Here is an 11761-nt window from a genome sequence, read left to right on the forward strand (position 1 = left end):
TCTGTTCCTCAGTCCTTTGCTTTCAGCACCGTGCCAGGAGCCAGCACTGCCGTACTCTCAACCGAAACGCCATAACCCGCACTGCATCCCGCCTGTAGCCAGGCTGCGGATGCCACACGAACACCACCGGCCAAGCTGACACCGACACCCAAGTGGCCAAAGTCTCCCACTTCCGCATCGTGATCAACTACAGCCCCAGCATTCACAATTACTCCTTGCCCGAGTCGCGCGTCAGTACCCACTACGGCCATTGCCATAACGGCGGTTCCCGGTCCGACATGCGCAGACGGACTTACCCACGCCCTCGGATGCACCACGCAGGCTAGCGGGATCCGGGCCGCAACCAGAGCCGCCTGCCAGCTCTCACGCAGTTTGTTATTGCCGACAGCCGCGATACCGGCATCAACTCTGTCTGACAAACGTTCCAGACCGCCTAGATTACCGACCACCGAAATACCGAATGATTCGGTTAACTGTGGCCAGCGGTCATCCGCGAACAGTACTCGCTGCCATTCGCCAGAAAGCAGAGCAGCCTCGGCAACTGCCTTGCCGTGTCCTCCGGCCCCCAGTATTAGCAAAGTACGTTCTGAACTCATGCTTGCTCCAACTCACCCGCGCGAAACTTGACCGCCAAAAGTAGGAGAGGTGTATAGGCGAGCAAGATCCCCAGCATTCCGTCCAGCCCTCCCGAACAGACCCAAAGCGCGATAGGTAGCAGCCACAGCAGGTTGATCAGTCCGACTGCAAAGGTGACCGGAAGGTGTCGGCCGAACTGGCGCGAAGCGTATTGATAGGCATGACTGCGATGTGCCTCGTACACCTTGTCACCCCGCAGCAAGCGGCGCAGCAGAGTAAAGGTTGCATCGACAATGAATACGCCGAGCAGAATCAACCAGCTCCAGAAGAGCTGAGATTCAACCCAGGCAGCCTGTAGCGACAGTATGCCTAGAGCGATCCCCAAAAAACCGCTACCGGCATCGCCCATGAAAATTCGAGCTGGGGGGAAGTTCCAGAACAGAAACCCCGCCACGGCCGCTGCCAGTAACAACGGCAGCGTCGCATCATGGGTATGCCCCGATACAACATAGAGCAAAGCGCCCCCGACACAAACGCAGATGGCCTCGACACTGGCGATACCATCGATGCCGTCCATGAAGTTGTAGAGGTTCAATAGCCAGACCAAATAGAGAGCGGCCAACAGATAGCCGGCCCAACCCAGATCCAGTTCGAAGCCAAATACGTGCAAAGGCGGTAAACCACCCAGCCAGAACAATGCCCAGGCAGCTCCGGCAAAATGCCCGAGCAACCGCCAGCGTGCGGCTATATGGCCGTGGTCATCAAGGAATCCCAACAGTGCGATACCAGCCCCCGCCCCCAGAAACGCTAAGGCCACAGGCCAGCTTGCCAACCCGAAAACAGAAACTAGCGGTAAAGCCAGCAGAAAACTCACGACAATAGAAATCCCTCCGCCCCGAGGGGTCGGCACTGTATGCGAGCTACGTGCATTGGGAATATCGATGATGCTACGAGCCAAGGCATAGCGACGCAGCAACCCCGTCAGAAACAGCGCAAAGCCAGCTGCGACCGGCAGAAGAAACCAGAGAGACATTTAACGCTGATCCTGGAAATAACGAGCCGTTTTAATCAGTGCATCGTCAACGGTGACGGGCGGAGTCCAACCCAATAGCGTCCGGGTCTTGGAAATATCAACCTGCAACGAGCCACACAAGCGTTGAGCAATCCCGGGCTTACCCAGCAAGCGAGCCGCCCACTTCAGCAAGAACGCCGGTACTGGCAACAGCCTTGCCGGCCTCCCAAGCGCTTGGCCAGTGCGCCGCAACAATTCGGTGGTAGACAAGTCCTCACCATCGCTAACCAGAAACACTTGGTTAGCCGCCTGGGGATGATCGATACAGGTAATGATCAGGTCTACAAGGTTGTCCAGGGCGACCATGCTGCGTTTGTTGTGGATAGCGCCCAGAGGCAAAGGTAGCCGTCGCTGCAACCAACTCATCATGCTGAGAAAATTGGCTTTAACGCCGGGTCCATACACCAGTACCGGACGGATGATCACCACCTCCAATCCCGTCTCATGCGCAAGGGCCTGCAATTCTCGCTCAGCCTCTAGCTTGGAGACACCGTAGGGATCCACTGGGGCTGGGGCATCGTCTGCCTTGAAGGCACGGCCGGGCGGAGTCCCCTCACCGTTGACCTTGATCGAACTGATGAAGACAAAACGCTTTACACCCGCGTCGACCGCCTGTCGAGCCAAGTTCAAGGTACCTGCCAAGTTGACTCTGCGGTACTCAGCGAGCGAATCGGCGGCCTCATCATTCATGACGTGGACGCGAGCTGCACTATGGATTACGACCTCAACTCCCTCCAGTGCTTCGCGCCAATCAGTATCAGATGTCAGATCTGCAACCGGTACAGCAGTGACGCCGTCTGGAAAGCTACGCATTTGCTGGCGCACAGCTGCGAAGAGCTGCAGATCTGTCAGCCCAGAGATCCGCTTAGTCAGTCCTGTACCAACGAAACCGGTCGCGCCAGTTAGCAAAACTCGCATGTATTACCCCTGCAGTACTCAGACCTTCGACCAGACCGTACGGTTGATGTAGTCGGTATAGCTAAGCACTACTCGGACTACCTGCTTCGATACAGGACCAGCCTGATAATCCTTCACCACAGACATCACTCGACGAGCCCGGTCGTGCTGGCTGGTCACCACACGCACCGCATCCAGTACGCGGTCCGTTTTCAAGCCACTCATAATCAACGTACCTTCGTCCATACCCTCAGGTCGTTCGTGGGCATTGCGAATGGTAATGGCTGGTAGATTAAGCAGCGAAGCTTCTTCGGTTATGGTGCCGCTGTCAGACAGCACGCAGAACGCCGACATCTGCAGCTTGATGTAGTCCAGTAGGCCGAACGGCTTGACGAAGCGAATCAGCGGATGATCCAGCGACTCGCCCAGTGCCTCTAAACGCTTGCGGGTACGGGGATGCGTGGAAACGATGATTGGGTACTGGTACTTTTCGGCCAGTGCCCGCAGGGTTTCCAGTAGATCGCGCAGATTCCCAGGTGTATCGACATTCTCTTCCCGATGGGTACTGATGATGAAGAACTTGCCTTCCTCCAGTCCTTCGCGCTGCAGCACGTCCGAAGCCTGGATACTCGGCATGTAGTAATCCAGTACTTCCTCCATGTGCGAGCCGGTCTTGATGATCGTTTCCGGGCGAATTCCCTCTGCAATCAGGTATCGACGCGCATGTTCGGTCAGCACCATGTTGATATCGCTCAGGTGATCGAGGACCTTGCGGTTCAACTCCTCCGGCACACGTTGATCGAAACAGCGATTTCCCGCCTCCATGTGGAAAACGGGGATCTTACGACGTTTGGCTGCGATAACTGCCAGGCAGGTGTTCGTGTCGCCATACAGCAAGAGAGCATCGGGCTGTTCCAGCTCGAATACCTCATCTGCCTTGGCGATCACTTCGGCGATGGTTTTTGCTGCAGTATCGCCGGCTGCCCCCAGGAAATGATCCGGTTTGCGAATCTCCAGATCATCGAAAAATACCTGGTTCAATTCAAAATCGTAGTTCTGCCCTGAATGCACCAGCACATGTTGCACCTGTTTATCCAGCTCCGCGATTACGCGGCTCATCTTGATCAGTTCCGGGCGAGTGCCGACCAGCGTCATCACCTTAAGCATCGAGTTGCTCCTGAATGTAATCCAGCTTCAGCAGTACATCCTTGATACCTTGAATGCTAAGGCGTTCGGTATTGTGCGAGGTGTAGTCATCCAGTTCGGAAATGTGTTGCTCGCCCTCGACGAAAAACTTCTTGTAGTTGAGGTCGCGGTTATCCGCTGGAATTCGGTAATAACGGTCCATGTCTTCAGCCTTGGCCATCTCCTCACGGGAGATCAGCGATTCATAAAGCTTCTCGCCGTGTCGAGTACCGATGACCTTTACCGGATTGTCACGGGAGAACAACTCCTTGAGCGCCTGGGCAAGATCTGCCACCGTCGAGGCTGGTGCCTTCTGCACAAAGATGTCGCCCTGCTCTGCATGCTCGAAGGCGTGCAGCACCAAGTCTACGGAATCCTCCAGCGACATCAAGAAACGGGTCATGTTTGGATCAGTGACGGTCAACGGCTCGCCGCTCTTGAGCTGGCTGATGAACAGTGGGATCACCGAGCCACGCGAAGCCATCACGTTACCGTAACGGGTTGCACAGATAACCGGACCGGACTCTGGAATCATCCGTGACTTGGCAACCATGAGCTTCTCCGCCATAGCTTTGGAGATGCCCATGGCGTTGATTGGATACACTGCTTTGTCAGTGCTAAGCACCACAACGCGCTTGACGCCAGTGGCAATTGCCGCGTTCAGCACATTCTCCGTACCAATGACATTGGTACGGACGGCCTCCATGGGGTAGAACTCGCAGGAAGGCACCTGCTTCAGAGCCGCCGCATGGAAGATATAGTCAACTCCGACCATGGCCTGAGAGACGCTATCGTAATTACGCACATCGCCGATATAGAACTTGACCTTGTCGTTGGCCAAGGCAATCCGCATATCTTCCTGCTTTTTCTCGTCCCGGCTGAATACCCGGATTTCCTTGACATTGGTATCGAGAAAACGCTTCAGCACAGTATTACCGAAGGAACCGGTACCACCGGTGATCATCAAGACTTTGTCATCGAACATAAGCAGCCACCACACTTGAAAATATAAGAATTAACGCTGGTCACGCATCATTTTGATCAGCTCAGGCCAGGTCGGGGGGACGTAGCCAGTGGCCCGACGGAAGCGGGACGAGTCCAACGAGCGGTCGATACGGACCTGCTCGTCCGGAATGATCTGGATCTGGTGCCCGTAGACCTCGGCCACTAGCCTAAGCAGCGACAGCTTGTCGATCGGCTCGACCGATACGTGGTAAAGACCATACAGTTCGGGATTAGGGATTACATACTCTTTCATCACTCGAGCCAGTTCGACGGTGGGCAACCCGGAGAATATGGCTTTGGCATAGCCCTTGACCGGACCTTTCTGGGAAAGGAACCAGTCCACCAAGGAGAAATGACTGCCTATCTCATGCCCGATGATGGAGGTGCGCAGCGTAATCGCATGCGGCATCTCATGCAGTTCGCCAATGAACTTCGACTTCCCGTAAAGATCCTCCGCATCCGACAGATCATCCTCGGCATACATTCCCTTATGGCCGGAAAATACACAATCCGTGCTCACATGGATCAACCGGGCTCCCGCTAAACCACAGAGTTTCGCCAACCGATGTGGCAACATGGCGTTAATCGGCAAGGCTGACAAAGGGTCTTTGGCGTCGGCCAACTGTTTGATCAAGCCTACACAGTTGATGACGACATCCGGGCGGACGCGCTCCAGCACACTGACCAGTGTATCCTGATCGAGCACATCTATTCCGGTCAGCAGGCGTGGTCGGCTCTGCTCAGCGAAATGCTGCAGCGCTCCGGCACTACGCATTGTGCCCCAGGCTTCGTACTTCGAGTCGTGGCTAAACGATCTATATACGGCACTGCCCAGCATGCCGGTTACGCCCAATACCAAGATGCGCATCACTTTTGTCCCTTGCTCTGAGTCTCAAGAATCTCCACCAGGCGTGCCACCTGGCTGCTCATCTCGAAATGTTCATTGAAATATGCCTTACCTGCCAGCCCCATGGCCTGCAGTTCGGCAGCAGGTCGACCTTTCATGGAGCGGATCAATGCTGCCAGCGCGGTAGCATCTTCCGGCTTACAGGCTTCCCCCGCACCCGCCTCAGCGACGACCCTTGCCCCCTCGCCACGCAACGAAGCGATAATCGGTCGCCCAGCTGCAAGATAAGCTTGAATCTTGCTCGGTATCGTCTGGGCGAAGATATCCTCATCCTTGAGCGAGACCAGCAAGGATGCTGAGCGGTCGAATATCTGCGGCATCGACTCCATCGGGAAACGCCCTGGCAACAAAAGGTTATCCAACCCGTGCGCCTGCTTTTGTGCCTGTAACCACGAGAGGCGACTACCGCTGCCGACAAGTACCAAGCGGATTTCAGGGTCGTGTTTCAGTTGGATAGCTGTTTCGAGCAGCGTCTCGACAGCTTGGGCCGTTCCTAGATTGCCTGCGAAAACAACGCTGAAATGCTGCTCAAGCTCCTCAGCCAATTCGAGAGGAATTCTCTCCACCGTTTGGGCTGGCGCCTGCGGCGCTATTGAGTTTGGGAAATAGATGATTTTTTCACGCCGCGCATAGCGTGCCACGGGCTCGACGAATGCCCGGGACTGAACCAGCAGGGTATCGCATCCTGCATAAATCCCTCTGACTAGATAGCCTGCAGCCCTGAGAAGGTATCGCTGCCTGATGAATCCTGTGGCCTCTAGGCTTTCCGGCCACAGATCCTGAACCCATACGGCCAGGTGAGCTTTTTTCAGCCATTTAAGAAGGATGGCCGGAATGACCTGGGTGATAGGCGAGGGCGCGAAAACCAGAATGGCGTCGAACTTGCGCTTTCTCAGCAGCCACGGGAAAAAGAAAATTCCGCAGAGGACAAACGAGAGGTAATTCAAGACCAGATTTCTAGCTCCTCCCTTACCTCGCGGCCATAGTGGAACCCGAGTCACCTCTACCGTCTCTGCAAAAACCTCACGTTGGACCCCGCCAGCTCTATAGCCGGGGAAAACCTCGCCGTCTGGATAGTTTGGTTTACCGGTGGCAACGACTACTTCATGTCCCTGAGCAACGAGCGTACGTACCACATCGTTAATGATGAAGCTCTCAGGGCTGAAATATTGAGAAAGGACTAGGATCCTCAAAATTTTAACCTTGCACGAAACAAATCACGATTAGCCTTTACGATCTCTGGATTCTGCAATAGCTTGCGAGTTTGGGCCTGAATAACAGGTCGTTGCTGACGGCGAAGGACAGGGTCCAGACTTGCAAACTTATCAATCTTCTCTGCAAAAACCTTAGGAGAGTTCAAAGACATATCCCACCCCAATCCCTGAGGCTCTAGATCCAACCACGGGGTCTGATCGCTGAGTAGAACAGGGGTGCCTACGCTAAGCGACTCAGCAATTACATGCCCATAGTTTTCACCGCGCGTCGGAAAAAAGAATAAATCGTAGCGCGAGAATATTTTTTTTGTCTCAGTGGGCAGCACGCTCCCACAATAGCTGACGGAAACGTTAGTAGGCAGCTCGGTAAACAATGCCTGACATTCCCGCCAATAAGTATCATCTTCTATGGGGCCATAAATATGAAATTCAATCGGCCTTTGTGTGAACGATAGTGCCTTGATGGCAAAGTCCAGATTTTTCTTAGGGGAAATTCTCGATAAGAAAATAACCCTCAGCACCTTTTCGGCATCAGGCTCAACTGCCGAATCGAAATCAGTTTCTAGAGGCCGATCCAGTTCCGGCAAGTCAATCGCTATCTCTATGCGGGCGCGATCCACCCCTAGGACCCTTACTATATCTTGCGCTTCGTGCTCGCTGGAAGCCTGAAAGGTCACGCCCTTGTAAATATCAAGGAAAGCGCTGAACGCATTGTAAATCTTCTTTTTCGTTGCCTTAAGGGTCATGGCTCCAGCCGAGAACTCTCCACGCGGGGCAACTATGCAGGGTTTCGCAACAGCGCCAAGAAAGCGTCGAGCCAATAACGGCATTATTGTAAATACAGGATCATAAAAGCTATTTAAATAAATTAAGTCATGATTCGTGTTTTGAATCAGATGCCGGAAATGGAAAAACCCAGAACGTTCAGGAGATACATAATAAATACTGGCTCCCTGAATTTTTTGCCATTGATTAACCTTGATTTCAGGATATGGAGATGAATCTCCAAGATCCCGATCCCTGGTTATGATAAGAAATTCGAATTCATCGCCTAGGTAGTCCACCATGTTCGCAATGGTTCTAATTGGCCCTCCGCCTTTGTATCCTGGAAGATAGTGCCCAACAAAAATCAGAATTTTTACCTTTTCCAAAATGACCTCCCTGTTTTGAAGTGTGCTCATGCTGGCTTAACCGCTAGATTCTGATTTAGAGAATGAGGGCTATAGGATTTCTTATATGCTCCGTACGCAAGACAAATTCCCACTAATAGCCAGCAATACATGTAGGTATAAGATCTGGCAAAAATAAGCTGAAAAGAAAAATACAAATACAATGTGAGGGCGACAGTCTCTAGTTGACTATATCTTCTGATGGAGAAAAGTCTTAGCCGGAAGAATGGGAATGCCACAAAAATAGTTAAAAATAGCAGAAAACCGAGAATTCCATAAACCTGCCAATACGAAAGGATGTTATGAATATAGGCGCCGTGATCGTTGAAATCTAAAACAATCTGATCATAGCCCCCCAGTAAAGGGTTGTTCGAAATATGTTCAAGTCCGCGAGTCCAAAACAATTTTCTTTCCAGAAAAGATGCGTCATCAGAATAATCTGATGTGAAAATCTTTAGCATTCTCGATTGCAGATCTAAATGATCGCTAAAGCTCCACAGAAGTAGCGATCCGACAAGAGCAAAGGCACTCCCTCTTAATATTAAACCTTGGAACCCCTCTTTTAGCAAAAGAACAAAAACTGAGGCGCACAGAGTGAAGGCCATAGCAGAGCGGGATTGAAGGCAATATAGGATAAATAATCCAACAAGCATTAAAGGTATTGATGAACGTAATTTCTTACATGAGCCAATGGCGCTGATACAGGCGATTGCATATATCTCTGCTAGTCCTTGATATAGTCCGTGATACTCGGGGGGGACTCTCGATAAGTCTATTGAATTGGTGTTGTAATCTATGTTTAAGATATAAAAAATTGATGATCCAATATATGCAAAAAAAACTACCCATCTATCGAGCGTTAAGGCTTTCAGGAAGTAGATTCCGAAAAAAAGCCAGAAAAAGGCATATAAAAGATATCTGAAGTTGAACTCAAATTGGCCAACATTATATTTGTCTTTCAGGTCTCCAGTAGCAAAGTTTAAAGCCTGAACCAAAAGAAGATAGCTACTAAAGAAAAGCAAAAGAAGAATAATTGGGATATTTTTGGAACTCAAAAAGACGCACCTAAAAGCCCAGCCTCTGTCAAAAACAAATGTAACCAATAATCCAGCTCCCCACATAAGGGTCATATTTATCTTAGGGAGCCAGCCTGACAAAGAACTGTACAAGTATATGGGGCCAAAAAAGAAAACAATTAGATAAAGAAAAGGGCCGCGAGAAAAAAAGCTTAGCATTTGTTTTTTCCTTCGATAGCTCCCTCCTGCAATAAAGTCAAGAAGCTCTCAACATGTTTTTCAATTGAGAATTCACTGGCCTTATCCCTTGCTTTCTTGCCCAAAGAGGCAGGGTTAGTATTAGAGGATGTCAGGCGTTCGAATGATGAAGCTAATTCTTCTACATTTCCTTCGCTGACCAGAAGAGCAAATGACTCATCTACAATCTGAGTGTAAACAAAAGTTTTCCAACAAATAGGGATGCGCCCAGCAGCCATGGTTTCGATCAGGCTATTAGAAACACCACCGCCACCAGGATATCGGCTTTGATCACTGGAATAAGTTAGGTTAACCGTTGCCGTAACAGTCGAAAGATAATGTGGCATTTTATCGTTGCACAGCAGGCCAAGGTACTTAAAGTTTCTTTGGTTAAATTTTATGACCTCATCTATTAGAGGGCCGTCCCCCACAACATGAAATTCGAAATTATCGGAAATCTCAGGGTGTTTTTTGTTGAAGTCTGTTATTGATAATAAATAATCGGAAAGGCCCTTCTCTTTGCTAAGTCTGCCTACGTAAGAAATAATAAATTTGTTGGAATTAACGAGAGGGTTGATCTCATATTTTTTGAGGTCTAGTGCATTAGGGATCACGCTAGAGGAAAATCCCAAGTTTAGATATGCTTGTTTGGTGTCGTAACCATTGGCTATAAGAATGTCAGCCTTTTTCAACGCGATGCGTTCAAGGAAAAGAATAAATAGTCTTAATTTATTTAACCACCCTTTTCTTATCTCGCTCCCCATTACGCCTCTTAACCAAATAACATTTTTTGATTCGTGAGTCCTCATAAGAATAAAAGGGAATGCTTCCCATAAACTGCCTATTGCAATAATGTTCTCTTTATTTTTTCTCTTAATGCCCACCATCCGTAGGACATGAAAAACAAAGAAAAAATATCTGACAATAGAGCGCCAGAGTGAAGTGGGAATCCAAGAAGGTTTTATAAGTTCATTAAGTTCGCAGTATTTTGAAAACTCTATGTTTTGTTTTTGCGATTTCTCCCCGCCTTGCAAAGATATGACTCTTATATTGGCCTTGCCTGCTAAGGTGAGGGAAAGAACAGGGATGAAATTTCTTATCCAAGTTTCACGCCCTCCTCCGGTTTCAAAAATTTTCGAATATAAGATGAAGGTAAAATTCATCTCTTTCAAAGTTCACCTCGGGGTTAATTGGAAGCTAGAAAATTAAAAATTCAACGCTTAGGTGGGGTGCTGCAAAAATAAAGAATCACTAATAAGTATGTGAGATAAAAAAGAGCGGATGAAACTGCGTATGTTTCTGCATAATATGAATTTAGCTCTCTTCCAATTATTAAAATGCTTCCAACTCTAAGGGCGAGGCCCGCAACTTGTAAGACCATGGCTACAACTTGCTTGCCTAAAGCATGTAGGGACATAGAAATAGGTGAAACCATAAACTGAAGTACCATCCATGGTGTTAACCACATAATAATCTCTCCCGCACGACTCCATTGATCCCCGAACACCCAAGGGAATAAAAGAGGTGCAACAAGGCCGAGAAGTACTAGTGGGGCTATCCCTACATAAGCGAGTCTCCTAATCATTCCTTTCGTAAAGGCGTAAAAAGTACCTTTATCTTGCTCTTTTTTTATGTGAGATATATAGACTTGAGAGATCGATGCTCCCATTAGGTTTACAGGTGCAGCCATGATCTGCATGGCTAAGAATATATATCCGGCGTCCTTCCCTGCTTTTGAAGCAATAATCAATATGGGTATCTGTATTCCTGCTATATTTGCGAGAGACTCAATTGTTGAGTATTTGGGATATTTTGAGTTGCTTTTAAAGGCATCTGCCATGCCCTTTAGAGAAACGTGTCGAAGATGGTTTTTATCGCAGCGAAGTGCTTGAGCGAAAAGACGTCCCCCTCCAGCGCCAGAAACTATGGCATTCCCTAATAGCAGCCCCCAGGGGGCTCCGCCTAGCAAGCCGAAACTCAGCATTACTGAAACGCCAGCAACAGACTGTGTTATGCGAGTACGAGCGATATCTCCAAAGCGATGGTGGCGACTAGCCCAGAATTGTATGGCAGAGTAACTTGCCATCATAAATACCCCTAAAGGAATCAAGAGTAAATATGGAGTGATTTTAGACAGGCTGAGAAACTCAGTCAGAAAATCTGCATAGAAGTAGAGAGCTAAGAGTGTTAAAAGGCTGACCAGAACTGAGAAGAGTAGAGATAAACCAAGCAAATTGGCAGCGTCAGAGTCGGTGGGCGCCATAGGAATGGCAACCTCCAATCGCAAACAGGATGCGACAGCAATAGTAGAAACAATAGAAATATAGACCGCAAGTATAGAAAAGCTCTCAGGGGAGTACATTCGAGTCAGAAAAGGCAATGCGATAAGCGTAATGGTCTTGCCAAGCAATGTGCCCAGGGAGAGCTTTGCAATGTCTTTAAAAAGATCTGCTCTTAAGGTTTTTGAAATAAATCTTCGCACA

Annotated in this window: 11 protein-coding genes; all 11 read right to left on the reverse strand. The window is 49.6% G+C overall.

Annotated elements, in window-relative coordinates:
* Positions 1-8 precede the first annotated feature (8 nt).
* The 11 genes from ACYCAX_RS10395 to ACYCAX_RS10445 are packed head-to-tail and all read right to left on the reverse strand — an operon-like array spanning position 9 to position 11760.
* A complete protein-coding gene (locus ACYCAX_RS10395; protein WP_460247939.1) occupies positions 9-596 on the reverse strand; it encodes an acetyltransferase in 588 nt (195 codons plus the stop codon).
* Positions 593-1609, reverse strand: coding sequence for an MraY family glycosyltransferase (locus ACYCAX_RS10400; RefSeq protein WP_460247940.1), 1017 nt, complete (start codon positions 1607-1609; stop codon positions 593-595). Before ACYCAX_RS10400 ends, ACYCAX_RS10395 begins: the two co-directional genes overlap by 4 nt.
* Complete coding sequence (locus ACYCAX_RS10405; RefSeq protein ID WP_460247941.1) at positions 1610-2566, reverse strand: UDP-glucose 4-epimerase family protein; 957 nt, start codon at positions 2564-2566, stop codon at positions 1610-1612. It abuts the gene before it with no gap.
* Between the two features lie 18 nt (positions 2567-2584).
* Entirely contained in the window at positions 2585-3712 is a 1128-nt protein-coding gene (gene wecB / locus ACYCAX_RS10410) for a non-hydrolyzing UDP-N-acetylglucosamine 2-epimerase (RefSeq protein ID WP_460247942.1), read from the reverse strand.
* The gene (locus tag ACYCAX_RS10415; RefSeq protein WP_207886326.1) at positions 3705-4715 is read right to left on the reverse strand and encodes a polysaccharide biosynthesis protein; all 1011 of its coding nucleotides are present in this window, start codon (positions 4713-4715) and stop codon (positions 3705-3707) included. Before ACYCAX_RS10415 ends, wecB begins: the two co-directional genes overlap by 8 nt.
* Before the next feature lie 30 nt (positions 4716-4745).
* On the reverse strand, positions 4746-5603 hold the full coding sequence (locus tag ACYCAX_RS10420; RefSeq protein ID WP_460247943.1) for a dTDP-4-dehydrorhamnose reductase family protein: 858 nt from the start codon (positions 5601-5603) through the stop codon (positions 4746-4748).
* Positions 5603-6778: a glycosyltransferase family 4 protein gene (locus ACYCAX_RS10425; protein ID WP_460247986.1), complete on the reverse strand. Its 1176-nt coding sequence runs from the start codon at positions 6776-6778 to the stop codon at positions 5603-5605. Before ACYCAX_RS10425 ends, ACYCAX_RS10420 begins: the two co-directional genes overlap by 1 nt.
* A 53-nt stretch (positions 6779-6831) precedes the next feature.
* Positions 6832-8037 (reverse strand): glycosyltransferase family 4 protein, encoded by a 1206-nt coding sequence (locus ACYCAX_RS10430; protein ID WP_460247944.1) that lies wholly within the window; start codon positions 8035-8037, stop codon positions 6832-6834.
* Positions 8034-9260 (reverse strand): O-antigen ligase family protein, encoded by a 1227-nt coding sequence (locus tag ACYCAX_RS10435; RefSeq protein ID WP_460247945.1) that lies wholly within the window; start codon positions 9258-9260, stop codon positions 8034-8036. The genes ACYCAX_RS10430 and ACYCAX_RS10435 overlap by 4 nt, the downstream gene beginning before the upstream one ends.
* Positions 9254-10441, reverse strand: coding sequence for a glycosyltransferase (locus tag ACYCAX_RS10440; protein ID WP_460247987.1), 1188 nt, complete (start codon positions 10439-10441; stop codon positions 9254-9256). The genes ACYCAX_RS10435 and ACYCAX_RS10440 overlap by 7 nt, the downstream gene beginning before the upstream one ends.
* A gap of 50 nt (positions 10442-10491) precedes the next feature.
* Positions 10492-11760, reverse strand: coding sequence for a lipopolysaccharide biosynthesis protein (locus ACYCAX_RS10445; protein ID WP_460247946.1), 1269 nt, complete (start codon positions 11758-11760; stop codon positions 10492-10494).
* Position 11761: the final 1 nt, after the last annotated feature.

The sequence above is a fragment of the Pseudomonas sp. MT3 genome, assembly GCF_054720805.1.